Annotated in this window: 14 protein-coding genes; 5 read left to right on the top strand and 9 right to left on the bottom strand. The window is 60.7% G+C overall.

The genetic code is table 11. The features are described from left to right. Positions 1-73 precede the first annotated feature (73 nt). On the bottom strand, positions 74-649 hold the full coding sequence (locus IB254_RS07650; protein ID WP_008027390.1) for an ANTAR domain-containing response regulator: 576 nt from the start codon (positions 647-649) through the stop codon (positions 74-76). A 15-nt stretch (positions 650-664) separates the two neighbouring features. Further along, positions 665-1,876, bottom strand: coding sequence for a CmpA/NrtA family ABC transporter substrate-binding protein (locus IB254_RS07645; protein ID WP_192416917.1), 1,212 nt, complete (start codon positions 1,874-1,876; stop codon positions 665-667). Positions 1,877-2,105: 229 nt separating this feature from the next. Here IB254_RS07645 and IB254_RS07640 point away from each other — a divergent pair, with 229 nt between their 5' ends. Next, a complete protein-coding gene (locus IB254_RS07640; protein WP_032832392.1) occupies positions 2,106-3,125 on the top strand; it encodes a quinone-dependent dihydroorotate dehydrogenase in 1,020 nt (339 codons plus the stop codon). Positions 3,126-3,493: 368 nt separating this feature from the next. On the opposite strand, the gene rmf is transcribed toward IB254_RS07640, so the two are convergent. Further along, positions 3,494-3,709 carry a ribosome modulation factor gene (gene rmf, locus IB254_RS07635; protein WP_003223300.1) on the bottom strand — a complete coding sequence of 72 codons (216 nt, stop codon included), beginning with the start codon at positions 3,707-3,709 and terminating at the stop codon, positions 3,494-3,496. Between the two features lie 531 nt (positions 3,710-4,240). On the opposite strand from rmf, the gene rlmKL reads away from it, so the two are divergent. Both rlmKL and IB254_RS07625 read left to right on the top strand, forming a co-directional pair. Next, positions 4,241-6,511, top strand: coding sequence for a bifunctional 23S rRNA (guanine(2069)-N(7))-methyltransferase RlmK/23S rRNA (guanine(2445)-N(2))-methyltransferase RlmL (gene rlmKL / locus IB254_RS07630; RefSeq protein ID WP_008027386.1), 2,271 nt, complete (start codon positions 4,241-4,243; stop codon positions 6,509-6,511). 143 nt (positions 6,512-6,654) lie between these two features. Further along, positions 6,655-9,045: a GGDEF domain-containing protein gene (locus IB254_RS07625; RefSeq protein WP_192416916.1), complete on the top strand. Its 2,391-nt coding sequence runs from the start codon at positions 6,655-6,657 to the stop codon at positions 9,043-9,045. Between the two features lie 128 nt (positions 9,046-9,173). On the opposite strand, the gene dacB is transcribed toward IB254_RS07625, so the two are convergent. Further along, positions 9,174-10,634 carry a D-alanyl-D-alanine carboxypeptidase/D-alanyl-D-alanine-endopeptidase gene (gene dacB, locus IB254_RS07620; RefSeq protein ID WP_192416915.1) on the bottom strand — a complete coding sequence of 487 codons (1,461 nt, stop codon included), beginning with the start codon at positions 10,632-10,634 and terminating at the stop codon, positions 9,174-9,176. Positions 10,635-10,868: 234 nt separating this feature from the next. Here dacB and IB254_RS07615 point away from each other — a divergent pair, with 234 nt between their 5' ends. Then, a complete protein-coding gene (locus tag IB254_RS07615) occupies positions 10,869-11,213 on the top strand; it encodes a YggL family protein (protein ID WP_008027379.1) in 345 nt (114 codons plus the stop codon). A gap of 182 nt (positions 11,214-11,395) precedes the next feature. On the opposite strand, the gene IB254_RS07610 is transcribed toward IB254_RS07615, so the two are convergent. Further along, positions 11,396-12,589 carry a benzoate/H(+) symporter BenE family transporter gene (locus IB254_RS07610; protein ID WP_192416914.1) on the bottom strand — a complete coding sequence of 398 codons (1,194 nt, stop codon included), beginning with the start codon at positions 12,587-12,589 and terminating at the stop codon, positions 11,396-11,398. A 349-nt stretch (positions 12,590-12,938) separates the two neighbouring features. Here IB254_RS07610 and IB254_RS07605 point away from each other — a divergent pair, with 349 nt between their 5' ends. Further along, complete coding sequence (locus IB254_RS07605) at positions 12,939-13,703, top strand: GntR family transcriptional regulator (protein ID WP_008027375.1); 765 nt, start codon at positions 12,939-12,941, stop codon at positions 13,701-13,703. Between the two features lie 108 nt (positions 13,704-13,811). Here IB254_RS07605 and guaD read toward each other — a convergent pair whose 3' ends face one another. The 4 genes from guaD to xdhA form a co-directional block, all read right to left on the bottom strand. Continuing rightward, a complete protein-coding gene (gene guaD / locus IB254_RS07600; RefSeq protein ID WP_008027372.1) occupies positions 13,812-15,116 on the bottom strand; it encodes a guanine deaminase in 1,305 nt (434 codons plus the stop codon). An 8-nt stretch (positions 15,117-15,124) separates the two neighbouring features. Then, on the bottom strand, positions 15,125-15,970 hold the full coding sequence (gene xdhC, locus IB254_RS07595; RefSeq protein WP_008027370.1) for a xanthine dehydrogenase accessory protein XdhC: 846 nt from the start codon (positions 15,968-15,970) through the stop codon (positions 15,125-15,127). A gap of 117 nt (positions 15,971-16,087) precedes the next feature. After that, positions 16,088-18,487 carry a xanthine dehydrogenase molybdopterin binding subunit gene (xdhB, locus tag IB254_RS07590; RefSeq protein ID WP_192416913.1) on the bottom strand — a complete coding sequence of 800 codons (2,400 nt, stop codon included), beginning with the start codon at positions 18,485-18,487 and terminating at the stop codon, positions 16,088-16,090. Next, positions 18,480-19,934 carry a xanthine dehydrogenase small subunit gene (xdhA, locus tag IB254_RS07585; RefSeq protein ID WP_192416912.1) on the bottom strand — a complete coding sequence of 485 codons (1,455 nt, stop codon included), beginning with the start codon at positions 19,932-19,934 and terminating at the stop codon, positions 18,480-18,482. The genes xdhB and xdhA overlap by 8 nt, the downstream gene beginning before the upstream one ends. Positions 19,935-20,122 lie beyond the last annotated feature (188 nt).

The following is a 20,122-nucleotide window of genomic DNA, read 5'->3' as shown; positions in this document are numbered from 1 at the left end:
TCGCGGGCAAGCCTCGCTCCTACAGGTACAGCGTAAACCCCGTAGGAGCGAGGCTTGCCCGCGAAGGCGTCCTTCAGCCAAGCAATTCACTCATCGCAATGATCTGCTCCGCCACCTGAATCAGCTTCTGCTGCCGGCTCATGGCCTGGCGGCGCATCAGCGTGTAGGCCTCTTCCTCGTTGCAGTCCTTCATCTTCATCAGCAGCCCCTTGGCCAGCTCGATGCGCTTGCGCTCGGCCAGTTGCTGGTCGCGGGCGTGCAGTTGCGCGCGCAGGGCCTGGTCGCTTTCGAAGCGTGCCATGGCCACGTCGAGAATCGGCTGCAAGCGTTGTGCGTGAATGCCTTCGACGATGTAGGCGCTGACCCCGGACTTGATCGCCTGACGCATCACGTCGGGGTCATGTTCGTCGGTAAACATCACAATCGGCCGTGGCTGGTCTCGACTCACCAGCACCACTTGCTCCATCACATCGCGGCTCGGTGACTCGGTATCGATCAAAATCACATCCGGACGCACCGTTTCGACGCGCGCGGGCAGGTCGATGGTCAGGCCGGACTCGTCGATGACCTCGAATCCGGCTTCGGTCAGGGCGGCCTTCAAACGGCCGACTTTCTTCGCGGTGTCGTTGATCAGCAGGATACGCAGCATGTTCGTAGTCTCCTGTCAGCGGCTGGCGAGTAGGGGCGAGCTGTCGCTCATGGCGTGCAGTTTGAAGCTGCGGGCATACCCGGCCGGGTCCGAGCCGTCCCAGATTTTGCCGTCGATCAACTGGCTGCTGCGCATTTCCCTGGCCGAAGAATCGACACCGACCACGCTGGCGGCCTCTCGATACAAGTCTAGTTGCTGGACCTGACGGGCCACCGCGAGGTAGTCCGGGTCGTCGCGCAGCAAACCCCAGCGACGGAACTGGGTCATGAACCACATGCCATCGGACAGGTAAGGCTGATTGACCTCGCCGGCGCCATGGAAGCGCAGCGCGTGCAGGTCTTGCCAGCGATTGCCGAGGCCGTCGGCGTAGTCGCCGAGCAGGCGCGGTTCGATGCAGTCGAGCGGTGCGTCCAGGTATTGGGGGGCGCTCAGCAATTGGGCGGTGCTGCGGCGATTCTCGACGCTTTCTTCAATGAAGCGACTGGCCTCCAGAATCGCCTTCACCAGCGCCCGTGCGGTGTTGGGGTATTGCTCGACGAAGGCGCGGGTGCAGCCGAGGACTTTTTCCGGATGATCGGGCCAGATGGTCTGGGTCGTTGCCATGGTGAAGCCGAGATTGTGTTTCACGGCGCTGGCGGACCACGGTTCACCGACGCAGAAACCGTCAATCCGCCCGGCTTGCAGGTGCGCGACCATTTGCGGCGGCGGCACCACCACACTGTCGACGTCGTGCAACGGATGAATGCCCTGGCTCGCCAGCCAGTAATACAGCCACATGGCGTGGGTGCCGGTCGGAAAAGTCTGGGCGAAGGTGAGTTTTGGGCGAGTTTGGTGCACGTGGCGGTCCAGTGCTTCAGGACCGGTCACGCCCAACGCCTGCAAGCCGTGGGAAAGGTTGATGCTCTGGCCGTTCTGGTTCAGGCCCATGAGCACCGCCATCTCGGTCGGCGCCACGCCGCCGATGCCCAGGTGCACGGCGTAGATCAAACCGTACAGGCTATGGGCGGCATCGAGTTCGCCGCTGACCAGTTTGTCCCGCAGGTTGGCCCAGGAAGACTGGCGCTTGAGATTCAAGGTCAGGCCGTAGGGCTGGGCGAAGCCCTGAGTGGCGGCGACCACCACCGAGGCGCAATCGCTCAAGGCCATGAAACCGAGATTGATGTCGGTCTTTTCCGGGGCATCGCTGCCGTTGACCCAGGCCAGAGGGCCCACTGTGGTTTCATTCATGGCAAAACACCTTCCAAAAAAAACGTCGTCCCAGGCCTTCGCTCAAGCAAAGCCGGGTGACGACGCCATTGTCCTTCCACTCATCCCGTCGTTGGCATGAGTGCTGATGCCTGTGTTGGTGCAAGGCATATGCCATCGCTTGCTGATTTTGTCGCGTGCCTCGCTTGCGACCCCGATGCCCGGCTATAATCGCCGCCTCATTTCGCCGCCATTCGAGTCAACGCCGCCCATGTACACCCTGGCCCGTCAGCTGTTGTTCAAACTTTCCCCGGAAACCTCCCACGATCTGTCCCTGGACCTGATCGGCGCGGGCGGGCGTTTGGGCCTCAATGGCTTGCTGTGCAAGGCGCCGGCAAAAATGCCGGTGAGCGTCATGGGCCTGGATTTCCCGAACCCGGTGGGTCTGGCGGCCGGTCTGGACAAGAACGGCGCGGCCATCGACGGTTTTGCCCAGTTGGGTTTTGGTTTTGTCGAAATCGGCACCATCACGCCGCGTCCACAGCCGGGCAATCCGAAGCCACGCATTTTCCGTCTGCCGGAAGCCGAGGCGATCATCAACCGCATGGGCTTCAACAACCTCGGCGTCGATCACCTGCTGGCCCGCGTGGCTGCGGCCAAGTACAAGGGCGTGCTGGGCATCAACATCGGCAAGAACTTCGATACCCCGGTCGAGCGTGCAGTCGACGACTACCTGATCTGCCTGGACAAGGTCTACGCCCACGCCAGCTATGTGACGGTCAACGTCAGCTCGCCGAACACCCCAGGCCTGCGCAGCCTGCAGTTCGGTGATTCGCTCAAGCAATTGCTGGCTGACCTGGCGACTCGTCGTGCCGAGCTGGCGTTGCGTCACGGTAAACATGTTCCGTTGGCGATCAAGATCGCACCGGACATGACCGACGAAGAAACCGCGCAAGTCGCTCAAGCGCTGATCGAAACCGGGATGGACGCGGTGATCGCCACCAACACCACCTTGAGCCGCGTTGGCGTCGAAGGCATGGAATACGGTGACGAGGCGGGCGGTCTGTCCGGGGCGCCGGTTCGTGACAAGAGCACCCACACCGTGAAGGTGCTGGCGGCAGAATTGGCGGGTCGCTTGCCGATCATCGCCGTGGGCGGCATCACCGAAGGCAAGCATGCCGCCGAAAAAATCGCGGCGGGTGCGAGCCTGGTGCAGCTCTATTCCGGCTTCATCTACAAAGGCCCGGCGCTGATTCGCGAGTCCGTAGACGCCATCGCCGCCCTGCGCTAAACCCCGTACCTGTGTAGGAGCGGCCGGGCGGCGTTCCGTTTGCCGGCGATGGCGTCTCCAAGATCGCCATCGCCGGCAAGCCGGCTCCTACAGGGACTTTGGCGTCCTCGAGATCGCTTTCGCAGCATTGCATAACCCTGTAGGAGCCGGCTTGCTGGCGATGGCGTCCTATCAGGCGATACGTGTGTCGCTGACCCACCGCCATCGCCAGCAAGCCGGCTCCTACAAGGGGAATGTGTTTTGTCAGAATGCAGGCATAAAAAAGGGCCCCTTGAAGGAGCCCCTGGGCCGAAGCCCGCCGCCCGGATGGGGCGTGCGTGGTAAGTCGTTACGTAATCAGGTTGTCGTGTCGGAGTGTGTGCCCTGTGTTAGCCGACGGCGTGAAGTTCGTTGAGTCTATGGATTCCCGCAGTGCCGGTCATACCGTCCCAGTTGTCGCCGCGTCCTTCTCGCCAGCCGTTAATCCAGGCTTGGCGTACTGACGGTAGAGTAAATGGGCAAAGCTCACGGGATTTACCACCAACGCCATATTGATATCCGCGCAAAAATGCTCTTTCCAACGGATCACGCTTAAGTCTTCTCATAGGGTGTTGCCCTCACTTGTTGACTGTATGTATCGCGTTGACCTCAATCGAGGTCTGGCAGAAATGTCTGCCGTTGGGGGGCTCGCTGCCGGCGTGGCGAGCCAAGGTGTTGACGTCCGTTGTGGCGCCAACCTGTATTGAGTTCTAACCAATGCGTCACATCGAGGGAATGATCGTTTTGTCATAAGGACGTAACCATAAAGATGCTATGGCCATAAGTAACACGATGTTTGTCCCGTGTTTATTAGCCAAAGCCCTGTATGATCGGCCCCCCGCAGGATGATGGGGTTAATCCTTTAGTGAGAATGCCTCGCGTTGGTCTCGGGCATTATTCGACGAAGGGTCGAGTTATGACATTTTGTTGCATCAACTTTTTTATCTGCCCGTGCATCTAAGCTCTTCTAACCTGAGCAGCACGGGTGGGACGGCACACCTTCGTGCCACGCGGGCGCTCTTTTAGAAAAGCGCCTGATTGAAAACCGGGCCGGCAATGCGTTGTCGGTTCACTTAGCCAAAGGCTCTGAAATTCCAATGTCCGATCAATTCGAAATCTTCCTCACTTGCCCCAAAGGCCTCGAAGGCCTGCTCATCGAGGAAGCCGTCGGGCTTGGCCTTGAAGAAGCGCGTGAGCACACCTCTGCCGTGCGCGGCATGGCGACCATGGAAACCGCTTATCGCCTGTGCCTGTGGTCGCGTCTGGCGAACCGGGTGCTGCTGGTGCTCAAGCGTTTCCCGATGAAGGACGCCGAAGACCTGTATCACGGCGTGCTCGATATCGAGTGGCAAGACCACATGCTCAACGACGGCACCCTGGCCGTCGAGTTCAGCGGTCACGGTTCGGGCATCGACAACACGCACTTCGGCGCCCTGAAAGTCAAAGACGCCATCGTCGACAAACTGCGCACTCCGCAGGGCGACCGTCCGTCCATCGACAAACTCAACCCGGACCTGCGCATTCACCTGCGCCTGGACCGTGGCGAAGCGATCCTGTCCCTCGACCTCTCCGGCCACAGCCTGCACCAGCGCGGTTACCGCCTGCAGCAAGGCGCGGCGCCGCTGAAGGAAAACCTCGCGGCCGCCATCCTTATCCGTTCCGGCTGGCCGCGCATTGCTGCCGACGGCGGCGCGCTGGCTGACCCGATGTGCGGTGTCGGTACGTTCCTCGTCGAAGCGGCGATGATCGCCGCCGATATGGCACCGAATCTGCGTCGCGAGCAGTGGGGCTTCACCGCGTGGCTTGGCCACGTGCCGGCGCTGTGGAAAAAGCTTCACGAAGAAGCCACCGAGCGCGCTGCGGCCGGTCTGGCCAAGCCACCGCTGTGGATTCGTGGCTACGAAGCCGACCCGCGCCTGATTCAACCGGGCCGCAACAACGTCGAGCGTGCCGGCCTGAGCGAGTGGATCAAGATCTACCAGGGCGAAGTCGGCACCTTCGAGCCGCGTCCGGACCAGAACCAGAAAGGCCTGGTGATCTGCAACCCACCGTACGGCGAGCGTCTGGGCGACGAGGCGAGCTTGCTCTACCTCTACCAGAACCTCGGCGAGCGTCTGCGTCAGGCCTGCCTGAACTGGGAAGCGGCGGTGTTCACCGGCGCGCCGGACCTGGGCAAGCGCATGGGCATCCGCAGCCACAAACAGTATTCGTTCTGGAACGGCGCGTTGCCGTGCAAGCTGCTGCTGATCAAGGTCACGCCGGATCAGTTCGTCACCGGCGAGCGTCGCACCCCGGAGCAGCGTCAGGTCGAGCGCGAGCAGGCGGAATACGATCAGGCGCCAAACGAGCCGCAGGAACGCCAGTACAACAAAAACGGTAACCCGATCAAACCGGCCGCGGCACCCGCTCCGGTGATCGAGCAACCGCGTTTGAGCGAAGGCGGGCAGATGTTTGCCAACCGTCTGCAAAAGAACCTCAAGGCACTGGGCAAGTGGGTCAAGCGTGAAGGCATCGACTGCTATCGCGTCTACGATGCCGACATGCCGGAATACTCGATGGCCATCGACCTGTATCAGGATTGGGTCCACGTCCAGGAATACGCCGCGCCGAAATCCATCGACCCGGAAAAAGCCTCGGCGCGCATGTTCGATGCACTGGCAGCCATTCCACAGGCGTTGAACATCGACAAGAACCGCGTAGTGGTCAAGCGTCGCGAGCGTCAGAGCGGCACCAAGCAGTACGAACGCCAGGCTGCACAAGGCAAGTTCGTCGAGGTCAACGAAGGCGGCGTGAAGCTGCTGGTCAACCTCACCGACTACCTCGACACCGGGCTGTTTCTCGACCACCGGCCAATGCGCATGCGCATTCAGAAAGAGGCGGCCGGCAAGCGCTTCCTCAATCTGTATTGCTACACCGCGACGGCCAGCGTCCACGCAGCCAAGGGCGGCGCGCGCAGCACCACCAGCGTCGACTTGTCGAAAACCTACCTCGACTGGGCGCGTCGCAACCTGTCGCTGAACGGTTTCTCCGACAAGAACCGTCTGGAGCAGAGCGACGTGATGGTCTGGCTGGATGCCTGCCGTGACGAGTTCGACCTGATCTTCATCGACCCGCCGACCTTCTCCAACTCCAAGCGCATGGAAGGGATCTTCGACGTGCAGCGAGATCAGGTGCAGTTGATCGACCTGGCCATGGCACGACTGGCGCCGGGTGGCGTGTTGTACTTCTCCAACAACTTCCGCAAGTTCGCGCTCGAGGAAAACCTCACCGAGCGTTACGCGGTCGAGGAGATCACGACCCAGACCATCGATCCGGACTTCGCCCGCAACGGCAAGATCCACCGGGCCTGGAAAATCACTGCGCGTTGACAGTTTTTTGCATTGGATCCACAGAGCCTTGATTTTTAAAGGCTCTTGGCTTCTTTCAGTGCTGGTCAAATTGATGGCTAATAGCTATAACTCATCGCATGGCCAATGGGCTTTTCCGGCACCTGGCGTTTTGAGTTGCCTCTATGTCGTTGCACGCCGTGCGCCCAAAGATCCTGGGTTTTATCAGTGAAGACGTCTCGGCCCGGCTGGTCGCGCTGTTTGTATTGGTCGTCGGCGGGGTTCTCACCGGGTTGCTCGCCTGGTCGACCCTGAATCTGTTTCACCAACAATTGCGGCAACGTTTCCAACTGCTGGCCAGTGAACGTTACAGCCGTATCGAAGAACGCTTCGAAGATCAGGAGCAGCGCCTCGATGGCCTGCGCCGGTTCTTTGTCAATTCCGCTTCGGTTGCCCGCGAGGAATTCGACGGTTACACCCAACCTTTGCTGCACCGGACTCAGGCCTATTCGTTCGCCCTGCGGGTCAGCCGTGCCGAGCGGGCGGAGTTTGAGCGTCGGGTGCGGAAAGAAGGGGTACCCGATTTCAACATTCGTGAGCTCAATGCCGACGGTCAGCTGCAATTGGCGGCGGAGCGCGATGAGTATGTCGCGGTGCTGTACAGCCAGACCCAGAGCAAGCTCGGCTCACCGTTGGGTTACGACCTGGCCGCGCAGCCCCTGCGCCGTGCCACCCTGGACCGGGCGGACCAGCATGGCCAGATGGCGGTGTCGCAGCCGATGCATCTTGTCGCTATCGAGCCGGCTTATGCACGGGGCGTGTTGCTGGTGGCGCCGGTCATGCCACGCAAAAGTCCAGACACGAAACCTTACGGTTATGTGATGGCGGTGATCAGCATGCGGCAGTTGCTGGCCGATGGCTTGCCGGAAGCGGGCCGTGATTATCTGTCAGTGCGAATCCTCGACCTGTCCATCGAAGAACAGCACGAAGTGCTTTACGAATCGCCCAACGGCCCTGCCGTCAGTGAGTTGTCCGCGACCCGGCTGCTGCGGCTGGCCGACCATGACTATCAGGTCGACATCCAGCCCAGCGAGGCCTTCCTGCAAGCCAACCACTCTTCGGTCAGCAGCCTTGTGGTGCTGGGTGGGTTGCTCAGTCTGCTGCTCAGCTCGCTGCTTTATGTGTTGGTCAGTCAGCGTCAACGCGCGCTGAAAATGGTCGAGCAGCGGACCCAGGAGTTGCGCGCCCGTGAGCAGGAACTGCGCGGTACCCATGGTCAGCTGCGTGGCGTATTGAATGCCGCGACCCAGGTGGCGATCATCGCCACCGACCTGCGCGGCGTCATCAGCACGTTCAACGCCGGAGCGGAGCAGATGCTCGGCTACTCAAACGTGGAAGTGGTGGGGCACATGACCCTGGAAAACCTGCACCTGCCCCGGGAACTTGCCGCGCGTTCGGCCGAGTTGAGTGCACGTTATGGCAAACCGATTCCGACATGCCAGGCGATGTTGGTCGAGGGGGGCGAGGAGGGCGGTCACGAGGCGCGGGAGTGGACGCTGGTGCGTGGCGATGGCAGCCAGTTGACGGTGAACATGCTGGCGACCCCGGTGCTCGACGAGCAAGGTTTGTGGGTCGGGCACCTGGCGATTTGCATCGACGTCACCGAGCGTAAGCGCGTGTACGAGGCGCTTGCTGCTCGGGATTTGCTCTTGAAGAAACTCAGCGCCCATGTGCCCGGTGGGATCTATCAGTTCAAGATGGAGTTCGACGGGCGCTTCAGTGTGATCTACGCCAGCGATGGTATCCGCGATATCTACGAGCTCGAGCCGGATGTCTTGTTGCTCAATGCCGAAGCGATTTTCACCCGGATTCACCCCCAGGACACCACCCGGGTCCGCGCTTCGATCCGGGCGTCGGCGGACACGCTCAGCCCGTGGCGCGAAGAGTACCGCGTGCAGTTGCCAACGCGGGGGGTGCGCTGGGTCCGTGGCGAAGCGACCCCGGAGGAACTGCCCGGCGGTGGCGTGCTCTGGCATGGTTACATCTCGGACATCTCCGACCTCAAGCGTGTCGAAGAAGAGCTGCGGGCGCTGTCGATCACCGACTCGCTGACCGGGATCCACAATCGGCGCTACTTCCAGGAACGCCTGACCACCGAGATGGTTCGTGTGGAACGCGGTGGCGGCGAGTTGTCGGTGATCATGCTCGACATCGACCATTTCAAACGCATCAATGACCAGCATGGCCACGCCGTGGGCGATCGGGTGTTGCAGGCGGTGTGCGAGCGCATCGGCAATCGCCTGCGTCGCACCGATGTGTTCTGTCGCCTGGGCGGTGAAGAGTTCATGGTGCTCTGCCCGGACATCGATGGCGAACAAGCCTATGGGCTGGCGCTGGAGTTGTGGCAGGGCTTGCGCAGTTCACCGATCGACGATGTCGGGGTCGTCACGGCGAGTTTCGGCATTGCCAGTTGGCGTGTCGACGAAGGCGCGGATGCGCTGCTGTTGCGGGCGGACTCGGGGGTGTATGCGGCGAAACAGGCGGGACGGGATCGGGTTCAGGGCGAGTTGGGTTAAGTCAGGGCTACACACAACCCCTGTGGGAGCTAGCCTGCTAGCGATAGCGGTGTGTCAGTCAATACATGTGCCGACTGACACACCGCTATCGCTAGCAGGCTAGCTCCCACATTGGATTTGAGGTGTGCTTACAACACTGAAGCGGTATCAGGCAGTTTCGGCTGGCGATACAGGTCCAGCAGCACCTGATCCAGCACCGACGATGCGCCAAACGGGGCCTTGTCGTTGAGGATCGCCACCACCGCCCAGGTGTTGCCATTGACGTCGCGGCTGAAGCCGGAGATCGCGCGCACGGTGTTCAGGGTGCCGGTCTTGACGTGGGCTTCGCCGCGCATCGCGGTGGTCTTCAGGCGTTTGCGCATGGTGCCGTCGGTGCCGGCAATCGGCATCGAACTGATGAACTCGGCAGCGTACGGGCTATGCCACGCGGCTTGCAGCATCGCCGCCATTTCACGGGCGCTCACGCGTTCTGCGCGGGACAGGCCGGAACCGTTTTCCATCACCAGGTGCGGCGCGGTAATGCCTTTCTTCGCCAGCCACTGACGCACCACGCGCTGGGCCGCTTTGGCGTCATCGGCGTCGGCGTCGGTGCGGAATTTCTGGCCCAGGCTCAGGAACAGCTGCTGCGCCATGGTGTTGTTGCTGTATTTATTGATGTCGCGGATGACTTCCGCCAGGTCCGGCGAGAAGGCGCGAGCCAGGACCTTGGCGTCTTTCGGCGTGGCCGCCAGAACGTCCTTGCCCTGAATGCTGCCGCCCAGTTCCTTCCAGATCGCCCGGACGGCACCGGCGGTGTACGTTGCGTGGTCGAGCAGCGACAGGTAAGTCTGCGAGCTGCAGCCATCGCCCAATTGCCCGCCGACGGTCACGGTGACGCTGCCGTCGGCCTGGGTCACCGGGTTGTAACGCACGCCACCGGTGCATTGCTTGCCGTTGACGGCCTTGACCTGGTTTTCGATGCGGATGCTGGCAATCGGCGGCTCTACCGAGATCAGCACGCGGCCGTTGTCGTTGCGCGCGACGAAGCGCAGGGCCTTGAGGTTGACCAGCAGCGAATCGGGTTTGACCAGGAACGGTTTGTTCTCGTCATTGCCGTCATCGTTGAACTCCGGCAGTTGCGGTTGCACGAAGAAGCCACGATCCAGCACCAGGTCGCCGGTGACTTGTGTCACGCCGTTGGCCCGCAGATCGCGCATCAGCAGCCAGAGTTTTTCCATGTTCAGCTTCGGATCGCCGCCACCCTTGAGGTAGAGGTTGCCGTTGAGAATGCCGCCACTGAGGGTGCCGTCGGTGTAGAACTCGGTTTTCCACTGGTGGTTCGGGCCGAGCATTTCCAGCGCTGCATAGGTGGTCACCAGTTTCATGGTGGACGCCGGGTTGACCGAGACGTCAGCGTTGAAAATGGTCGGGGTGCCAGGACCGTTGAGCGGGATCATCACCAGCGACAGGGCGTTGTCCTGCAGCTTGCTGGCCTTGAGGGCTTTTTCGACGTTGGGCGACAGCGCGGTGTTGATGGTGGCGGCGGAAACGGGGAGGGCCAGCGGGAGAAGAAGACTGGCCAGCAGCAGTGGACGCAAAGATTTGATCATCTGAAATAAAACCCTACAGCCGAGGGGGAAAAAGACGAGGGCATGAAGATAATTTCCCTCAGTGGTCATGAAAGTGTCGGCATTATGCCCCAAGGTGTAGCGGCTTGTGCCGTGCCCGCGCCTTCTAATCCGCTATTTTTTTACCGGCGGTAACGCGTTGCGCCCAGAGAGTCGGGCAATTGGCGGCTTAAACTGCTAAAGTGCCGCCCGTTATTACTTATGAGGATTGTTCCAATGGCGACTAACCGTTCCCAGCGTCTGCGCAAAAAACTGTGCGTCGATGAATTTCAAGAGCTGGGTTTCGAGCTGAACCTGGATTTCAAAGAAGATTTGGCTGATGAAGCCATTGATGCTTTCCTCGACGCGTTCCTGAAAGAAGCCATGGAAGCCAACGGTCTGGGCTATGTTGGCGGCGACGACTTCGGTCTGGTTTGCCTGCAGAAACGTGGCTCGGTGTCCGAAGAGCAGCGTGCAGCTGTTGAAGCCTGGCTCAAAGGCCGCAGCGAACTGACTGAAGTGACCGTCAGCCCGCTGATCGACGTCTGGTACCCGGAAAAGCCGATCAATCCGGTAGCTTGATGTCATAAAAGAAGCGGCGACCCAAGGGTCGCCGTTTTTTTATGCCAGTCAGAAAGTCATCGCCCCCCTGTAGGAGCGAGCCTGCTCGCAATGGACTTCAGAGCACCTCGGGGTATCAGAATCCCCACGTAATCGTTAACGTCCATCGCGAGCAGGCTCGCTCCTACAGGGGACGGTGTGTATCAAGCAGCCTTGCGCCAATTCAGAATCACCAGCGTCAACACCCCCGCCACAATCCCCCAGAACGCCGAACCCACGGAAAACAGCGTCAACCCCGACGCCGTGACCATAAAGGTGATCAGCGCCGCTTCGCGTTCCTTCACTTCGGCCATGGCAATGCTCAAGCCATTGATGATCGAGCCGAACAACGCCAGCGCCGCAATCGACAGCACCAGTTCTTTGGGCAGCGCGGCAAACAGCGCCGCCAGCGTCGCGCCGAATACCCCGGCAATCCCGTAGAAAACCCCGCACCACACGGCGGCCGTGTAACGCTTGTTGCGGTCTTCGTGGGCATGCGGCCCGGTGCAGATCGCCGCGCTGATGGCGGCCAGGTTGATCCCGTGGGAACCGAACGGCGCCAGCAGCAGCGAGGCGATGCCCGTCGTAGTAATCAGCGGCGAGGCCGGCACGGTGTAACCGTCGGCGCGCAGCACCGCAATGCCCGGCATGTTCTGCGAGGTCATCGCCACCACAAACAACGGAATACCGATGCTGATGGTCGCGGCCAGGGAGAAGTGCGGCGTGGTCCAGACCGGCGTCGCCACTTCCAGGTGAAACGCGCTGAAATCCAGCAGCCCCATGATCCCTGACAGCGCCGTACCGATCAGCAGTGCAGCGAGTACCGCGTAGCGCGGCGACAGGCGCTTGACCACCAGGTAGGTGAAAAACATCCCCAGCACCAGCGCGGTGCGATGTTGGGCGGCGACGAAGATTTCGCTGCCGATCTTGAACAGAATCCCGGCCAGCAACGCGGCGGCCAATGAGGCTGGAATCTTCTTCACCAGGCGTTCGAAGCTGCCGGTCAAACCACAAACGGTCACCAGCACCGCACAGGTCATGTAGGCGCCAATGGCTTCGCCATAACTCACACCGCCCAGGCTGGTGATCAGCAACGCCGCGCCGGGTGTCGACCATGCGATGGTGATCGGCGTGCGATAACGCAGGGACAGGCCAATCGAACACACCGCCATGCCAATGGAAATCGCCCAGATCCACGACGAAATCTGCCCGCTGCTCAGGCCTGCCGCTTGCCCGGCCTGGAACATCAACACCAGGGAGCTGGTGTAGCCGGTCATCATCGCGATGAACCCGGCGACGACGGCGGAAGGGGACGTGTCCGCCAATGGGCGGAGCTGCGTGTGCGTGGCGTCGTTCATGACAACGGTGTTCCTTAATACGTACGAAAATACCCAAAGCAACACAATCCCTTGTAGGAGCCGGCTTGCTGGCGATGGTGTGTCAGTCAGCATCAATGTGTCTGACACGCCATCGCCAGCAAGCCGGCTCCTACAGGGGAGCGTATTCGCTGCGGATTCTGCGGATAAGCCTAAACTCAAACGTAAGCAATCGTTGCGATACAGCAAAGGCGACAAACAGCCGTACAGTCGTGTTGCCACCATCCATTGTGTACAATCGCGGTGTTTTTTACGCGATACTTGCCAGCGACCCACTGTGCCGTATTACAGTCACGGTCAATTCGCCGCAGTTCTCCCGACTCGAGTGCCCATGAACGAACAGTTGCAACCCCTCAAGAAACAACCGCGAGCAGGCAAAGCCGGCCGCAGCGGTACCCAGGACGATATTGTCTACGCGCATATCTTCGAGGCCATCCTCGAACAGCGCCTGGCGCCCGGCACCAAGTTGAGCGAAGAAGCGCTGGGGGAAATTTTCGGGGTCAGTCGCACCATCATTCGCCGCGCGCTGTCGCGCCTGGCCCATGAAGGCGTCGTGCTGTTGCGGCCGAATCGCGGCGCCGTGGTTGCCAGCCCGAGTGTCGAGGAAGCGCGCCAGGTGTTCCTCGCCCGGCGTCTGGTCGAGCGCGCGATCACTGAACTGGCCGTGCAGCACGCCACCGCCGAGCAAATCGCCGAGTTGCGGCAGATGGTCAACGACGAGCGCGACAGCTTCTCCCGTGGCGATCGCGGTGCCGGCATTCGTCTGTCGGGCGAATTCCACCTGAAACTGGCCGAAGCAGCGAAGAATGCACCGCTGATCAGCTTCCAGCGCAGCCTGGTGTCCCAGACTTCGTTGATCATCGCGCAATACGAAAGCGGCAACCGTTCGCACTGTTCCTACGACGAACACACCCAACTGATCGACGCGATCGAAGCGCGCAACGGTGAGCTGGCGGTGAACCTGATGATGCATCACATGGACCACATCGACAGCAAGCTCAACCTTGACGAAGAAAGCGCGTCGGATGATTTGCATGCGGTGTTCTCGCATTTGTTGCAGACCAAGAAGCCAGGCCGTTCGCCGGCGAAAATCTGATAGACCGAGTCGCGCCCATCGCTGGCTTGCCAGCGATGGCGGCAGAACAGGCAATAAAAATCCCCTGGGGCAAACGCCGCCAGGGGATTTTTTTATGCCCGAAAAACCTTATCGCTGATGCACCTGATTCCCCGCCGCATACGTCTGCAATACCGTCCGGTCATCCCCCAGCGTCATCAACACAAACAATGTCTCGGCAATGTTGTTCGCCTGCTTCAAGCGGTAGCTCAGCAACGGCGTGGCGTTGTAATCCAGTACCAGGAAGTCCGCGTCGGTGCCCGGCTGCAGTGTGCCGATCTTGTCTTCCAACCGCAGTGCCCGTGCGCCGCCCAGCGTCGCCAGGTACAACGATTTGAACGGGCTCAGCCGCGCCCCTTGCAGTTGCATGACCTTGTACGCCTCGTTCAATGTTTGCAGCAGCGAGAAACTAGTGCCGCCACCCACATCGGTGCCGATGCCGACATTGAGTTTGTGCTTCTCGGCCATCGGCAGGTTGAACAGGCCGCTGCCGAGGAAGAAGTTCGAAGTCGGGCAGAACGAGATGGCCGAGCCGGTTTCTGCCAATCGCGCGCATTCGTCATCGCACAGGTGCACACCGTGGGCGAACACCGAGCGCTCGCCGAGCAACTGGTAGTGATCGTAGACGTCGAGGTAGCCTTTGCGCTCCGGGAACAGTTCCTTGACCCACTCGATTTCCTTGAGGTTTTCGCTGATGTGGGTCTGCATGTACAGGTCCGGATATTCACTCAGCAACTGACCGGCGAGGGTCAGTTGTTCCGGGGTGCTGGTCGGGGCGAAGCGCGGCGTCACGGCGTAGTGCAAGCGACCCTTGCCGTGCCAGCGCTCGATCAGCGCCTTGCTTTCGACATAGCTGGATTCGGCGGTGTCGGTCAGGTAGTCCGGCGCGTTGCGGTCCATCATCACCTTGCCGGCGATCATCCGCAGGTCCAGCTGTTCAGCCGCTTCGAAGAACGAATTCACCGATTGCGGGTGCACGCTGCCGAACACCAGCGCAGTGGTGGTGCCGTTGCGCAGCAGTTCCTTGATGAAAATATCTGCGACTTCGTCGGCGTGAGTCTTGTCGGCGAACTGGCTTTCACACGGGAAGGTGTAGGTGTTGAGCCAGTCCAGCAACTGCTCGCCGTACGCACCGACCATGCCGGTTTGCGGCAAATGGATGTGGGTGTCGATGAAACCGGGGGTGATCAGCGCGTCCTGATAATGAGTGATCTCGATATCGGCGGGCAGGGTTGGCAGCAATTCGCTGGCGTGACCGAGGGCACTGATCTGGCCGTTATCGACCACCAGCAAGCCGTCTTCGAAATACTCGTACGAGGCTTCGATCCCCACTTCAGCGGGGTCGGCGATGCTGTGCAGGATGGCGGCGCGGTAGGCTTTGCGAGTCAGAGGCATGGGCGTTCTCAATTAGAGGCTTGGCTGCGGCGTGAAGCAGGCAGCAATTTGGCAATCGACGATCCGGCGCTGGCGGTGTGCTGGCCGAAATTCGCGTTATAGGTGGCGATGATTTCGCCGGCGATGGAGATGGCGATTTCCACAGGCAATTTGCCTTTGACTTCGCCGATGCCCATCGGGCAGCGCATGCGTTGCAGCACGCTGCTGTCAAAACCACGGTCGCGCAGGCGATGTTCGAACTTCACCCGTTTGGTTTTCGAACCGATCAGGCCGAAGTAGGCGAAGTCGTTGCGCTTGAGGATCGCAGCGGTGAGTTCAAGGTCGAGCTGATGATTGTGGGTCATGACGATGCAGTAGCTGCCGGCGGGCAGGTCGTCGATTTCATCCACCGGTTCTTCGGCGACGATTTTGCGTACGCCGTGGGGGATCTGTTCAGGGAATTCATCTTCCCGCGAATCGATCCAGCGCACCCGGCAGGGCAGGCTGGCGAGCAGCGGCACCAGTGCGCGACCGACATGGCCGGCGCCGAACACGGCGATCTGCGCCTGGACCTGGCCCATCGGTTCGAACAGCAGCACGGTCACGCCGCCGCAGCACTGGCCGAGGCTGGCGCCGAGGCTGAAGCGCTCCAGGTGCGTGTCCTGTTTGCCGCTGGCGAGCATCTCGCGGCCGATCTGCATGGCCTTGTATTCCAGATGCCCGCCTCCGATGGTGTCGAAGGTCTGGCTGGCGCTGATGACCATTTTCGAACCGGCATTGCGCGGCGTCGAGCCGAGCTCTTCGATGATGGTCACCAACACGCAGGGTTCACCGCGGTTTTGCAGGTCGGCGAGGGCGTCGATCCAGTTGTACATGTTTCACCTCGACATCTGTGTTGTCTATCCGGGCCTCATCGCTAGCAGGCTAGCTCCCACAGTTGATCGCATTCCCCTGTGGGAGCTAGCCTGCTAGCGATTGGCCGCGCCTCGGTCTTAGAGCGAAGCCAACTCGGTTTCGGTTTCGACGGCCTTCGCCGCCTTCAACTGCCGCATCTGCTCACAGCCCCACAACACCCGCTCCGGCGTCGCCGGCGCATCGATTTTCGGTTGATGTTTGTAATCACCCAGACTCGCCACAGCGTCCTTGATCGCACACCACGACGCGATGCCGAGCATGAACGGCGGCTCGCCCACAGCCTTGGAATGGAACACCGTGTCTTCCGGGTTCTTGCGGTTTTCCACCAGCTTCACCCGCAGGTCCAGCGGCATGTCGGCCACCGCCGGAATCTTGTAGCTCGCCGGGCCGTTGGTCATCAGTTTGCCCTTGGCATTCCAGACCAATTCTTCCATGGTCAGCCAGCCCATGCCCTGGATGAAACCGCCCTCGACCTGACCGATGTCGATGGCCGGGTTCAGCGAGGCGCCGACGTCGTGGAGAATGTCGGTGCGCAGCATTTTGTACTCGCCGGTCAGCGTATCGACGATCACTTCGCAGCACGCCGCGCCGAACGCGTAGTAGTAGAACGGCCGACCACGTGCCTGGCTGCGGTCGTAGAAGATTTTCGGCGTCTTGTAGAAGCCGGTGCTCGACAACGACACCTGAGCGAAATACGCCTGCTGAATCAGCGCTTCGAACGTCAGGATGTGATCGCGAACCCGTACGTGACCGTTGTGGAATTCCACGTCTTCTTCGCTGACCTTGTACTGGCGCGCAGCAAATTCCACCAGGCGTTTCTTGATGATTTCCGCCGCGTTTTGCGCGGCTTTACCGTTCAGGTCAGCACCGCTGGACGCGGCGGTCGGCGAGGTGTTCGGCACCTTGTCGGTGTTGGTCGCGGTGATCTGCACGCGGTCCATTTCCACCTGGAACACTTCGGCCACGACCTGCGCGACTTTGGTGTTCAAGCCCTGGCCCATTTCCGTGCCACCGTGGTTCAGGTGGATGCTGCCGTCGGTGTAGACGTGCACCAGCGCACCGGCCTGGTTGAGGAAACTGGCGGTGAAGGAAATACCGAATTTCACCGGGGTCAGCGCCAGGCCTTTTTTCAGGATCGGGCTGTTGGCGTTGTAGCGGCGAATCGCTTCGCGGCGCTCGGCGTACTGGCTGCTTTCTTCCAGTTCGGCGGTCATTTCCTCGAGCATGTTGTGCTCGACGGTCTGGTAGTAATGGGTGACGTTGCGTTCGGTCTTGCCGTAGTAGTTGGCCTTGCGCACCGCCAGCGGGTCGAGGGCCAGATGCCGGGCAATCGCGTCCATCACTTCTTCGATGGCGACCATGCCTTGCGGGCCGCCGAAGCCACGGTAAGCGGTGTTCGACGCGGTGTTGGTCTTGCAGCGGTGACCGTTGATGGTTGCATCGCCGAGGTAGTACGAGTTGTCGGCGTGGAACATCGCACGGTCGACAATCGAGTTCGACAGGTCCGGCGAGCAGCCGCAGTTACCCGCCAGTTCCAGCTGGATGCCGTGCAGGCGCCCGCTGTCGTCAAAGCCCACGTCGTACTCGACATAGAACGGGTGACGCTTGCCGGTCATCAGCATGTCTTCGACACGCGGCAAGCGCATTTTGGTCGGTTGGCCGGTCAGGTGCGCAATCACCGCGCACAGGCAGGCCGGGCTCGCTGCCTGGGTTTCCTTACCACCAAAACCACCGCCCATGCGGCGCATGTCGACGACGATTTTGTTCATCGACACGTCCAGTACTTCCGCCACCAGTTTCTGTACTTCGGTGGGGTTTTGCGTGGAGCAGTAGACGATCATCCCGCCGTCTTCAGTGGGCATCACCGACGAAATCTGCGTTTCGAGGTAGAAGTGCTCCTGGCCGCCAATGTGCAGCGTGCCCTGGATACGATTTTTCGCTGTCGTCAACGCGCCCGCTGAATCACCGCGTTCATGGGTGTGACTGTCCAGCACGAAATGCTTTTTGCGAAAGGCCTCGACCACGTCCAGCACCGGTTCCAGGTCTTCGTATTCGATCACTGCGGCCATGGCGGCTTTGCGTGCGGTCTCCAAGTCACGAGCGGCAACGGCCAATACCACCTGACCGACGAACTGCACGGTGTCGATGGCCAGCAACGGATCACCGGGCATCAGCGGGCCGATGTCTTTCAGCCCCGGAACGTCTTCGTGGGTGATGGCGATGCGCACGCCTTCGAAGGCGTAGCAAGGCTTGGTGTCGATGCTGATGATTTTCGCGTGGGCGCGGTCCGACAGCCGTGCGTAAACGTGCAGCTGGTTCGGAAACTCCAGGCGGTCGTCGATGTACTGCGCCTCACCGGACACATGCTTGGCGGCGCTGTCGTGCTTGACGCTGCGGCCGACGCCGGTGGTCAGGTCCTTGGCGAACAGTTCAGCCAGTTCGGCTTGGGTCTTCTCTACAGCGTGATGATTAGACATAAGCGGTCACCCGAGTCTCGATGTGCGGCGTTTGCAGTTCAATGAAGTATTTGCGCAGCAGGTTTTGCGCGCTGAGCAGGCGGTATTCCTTGCTGGCGCGGAAGTCCGAGAGCGGCGTGAAATCTTCGGCCAGTGCAGCGCAGGCGCGTTCGACGGTGGCGTTGTTGAACGGTGAACCGAGTAATACGGCTTCGCAATTGGCGGCGCGTTTCGGGATGGCAGCCATGCCGCCGAAGGCAACGCGTGCGTCGGCGATCACACCGTTTTCCAGGCGGATGTTGAAGGCGGCGCAAACGGCGGAAATGTCATCGTCCAGACGCTTGGAAACCTTGTACGCACGGAACAGTTGTTCGGCGCTGGCACGCGGCACGATGATCTTCTCGATGAACTCGCTTTCCTGACGCGCGGTGACGCGGTAATCGATGAAATAATCTTCCAGGGCCATCGTGCGGCGGGTTTCGCCCTTGCACAGCACAATCTGCGCACCCAAGGCGATCAGCAGTGGTGGTGAGTCACCGATCGGCGAGGCGTTGCCAATGTTGCCGCCGAGGGTGCCCTGGTTGCGGATCTGCAACGAAGCGAAGCGATGCAGCAATTCGCCGAAGTCCGGGTACTCGGCGTTCAAGGCTTCATAGCAATCGGAAAGGGCGGTGGCGGCGCCGATTTCCAGGCGATCGTCAAAACGTTCGATGCGCTTCATCTCGGCGACGTTGCCGACGTAAATCATCACCGGCAGCGTGCGGTGGAATTGCGTGACTTCCAGCGCCAGGTCCGTTCCGCCGGCCAGCAGCCGGGCCTGTGGATAAGCGTCGTAGAGGTCGGCCAGATCGGCGACGGTCAGCGGCACCAGGCAGCGCTTGTCGCCGCTGTTGAGTTCGCCGATATCGGTTGGCGCGATGGCCTTCAGACGAGCAATGGTCTCGGCTTCTCGAGCGTCGAATTGATCGGGTTGCTTGCCGCAGCAGGATTGCTCGGCGGCTTGCAGAATCGGCCGATAGCCGGTGCAACGGCAGAGGTTGCCGGCCAGTGCTTCGTGCGCTTTATGCGAATCCGGTTGTTCGCTGTTCTTTTGCAGCGCGAACAGCGACATCACGAAACCGGGGGTGCAGAAGCCGCATTGCGAGCCGTGGCACTCGACCATGGCTTTCTGCACGCTGTGCAGTTCGCCTTGGTGCTTGAGGTCTTCGACGCTGATCAGTTGTTTGCCATGCAGCGACGAAACGAACGTCAGGCACGAGTTGAGGCTGCGATAGCGAATGTGTTCGCGGCCATCGTCATCCGTTTGCAACTCGCCCACCACCACGGTACACGCGCCGCAGTCACCGCTGGCGCAACCTTCTTTGGTGCCGGGTTTGCCCACATGGTCGCGCAGATAATTGAGCACGGTCAGGTTTGGGTCCAGGGCGTGCTCGCTACGGAGTTCCTGGTTAAGTAAAAACTGGATCACGGAAGGCCTCGCAGACTCATTATTGTTGTTAACCGACTTGGACCGAATTTATCAGGTCTGACTTTGCGGTCAATGATTTTCTGACTTAAAGGTCAGGAAATAGCATTTTGTCGATCAACGACTCGTTCCTTCATTATTGACCCTTGCGGGTTAGCCTGCTTTTTGCGGGATTCGTGCCAAAAACCGCC

It is taken from the genome of Pseudomonas sp. PDM03 (assembly GCF_014852385.1).
In the GTDB taxonomy this organism is placed as follows: Bacteria; Pseudomonadota; Gammaproteobacteria; order Pseudomonadales; family Pseudomonadaceae; genus Aquipseudomonas; species Aquipseudomonas migulae.
The sequence above is the reverse complement of the archived record's forward strand: the minus strand, read 5'-3'. Positions and strand labels throughout refer to the sequence as shown.

Coding starts and splice junctions, on each gene's coding strand:
- guaD (WP_008027372.1), bottom strand. CDS start 15,116: ATGCCTCTGACTCGCAAAGCCTACCGCGCCGCCATCCTGCACAGCATC.
- IB254_RS07605 (WP_008027375.1), top strand. CDS start 12,939: ATGAACGAACAGTTGCAACCCCTCAAGAAACAACCGCGAGCAGGCAAA.
- xdhC (WP_008027370.1), bottom strand. CDS start 15,970: ATGTACAACTGGATCGACGCCCTCGCCGACCTGCAAAACCGCGGTGAA.
- IB254_RS07610 (WP_192416914.1), bottom strand. CDS start 12,589: ATGAACGACGCCACGCACACGCAGCTCCGCCCATTGGCGGACACGTCC.
- IB254_RS07650 (WP_008027390.1), bottom strand. CDS start 649: ATGCTGCGTATCCTGCTGATCAACGACACCGCGAAGAAAGTCGGCCGT.
- rmf (WP_003223300.1), bottom strand. CDS start 3,709: ATGAGAAGACTTAAGCGTGATCCGTTGGAAAGAGCATTTTTGCGCGGA.
- IB254_RS07640 (WP_032832392.1), top strand. CDS start 2,106: ATGTACACCCTGGCCCGTCAGCTGTTGTTCAAACTTTCCCCGGAAACC.
- rlmKL (WP_008027386.1), top strand. CDS start 4,241: ATGTCCGATCAATTCGAAATCTTCCTCACTTGCCCCAAAGGCCTCGAA.
- dacB (WP_192416915.1), bottom strand. CDS start 10,634: ATGATCAAATCTTTGCGTCCACTGCTGCTGGCCAGTCTTCTTCTCCCG.
- xdhB (WP_192416913.1), bottom strand. CDS start 18,487: ATGTCTAATCATCACGCTGTAGAGAAGACCCAAGCCGAACTGGCTGAA.
- IB254_RS07645 (WP_192416917.1), bottom strand. CDS start 1,876: ATGAATGAAACCACAGTGGGCCCTCTGGCCTGGGTCAACGGCAGCGAT.
- IB254_RS07625 (WP_192416916.1), top strand. CDS start 6,655: ATGTCGTTGCACGCCGTGCGCCCAAAGATCCTGGGTTTTATCAGTGAA.
- IB254_RS07615 (WP_008027379.1), top strand. CDS start 10,869: ATGGCGACTAACCGTTCCCAGCGTCTGCGCAAAAAACTGTGCGTCGAT.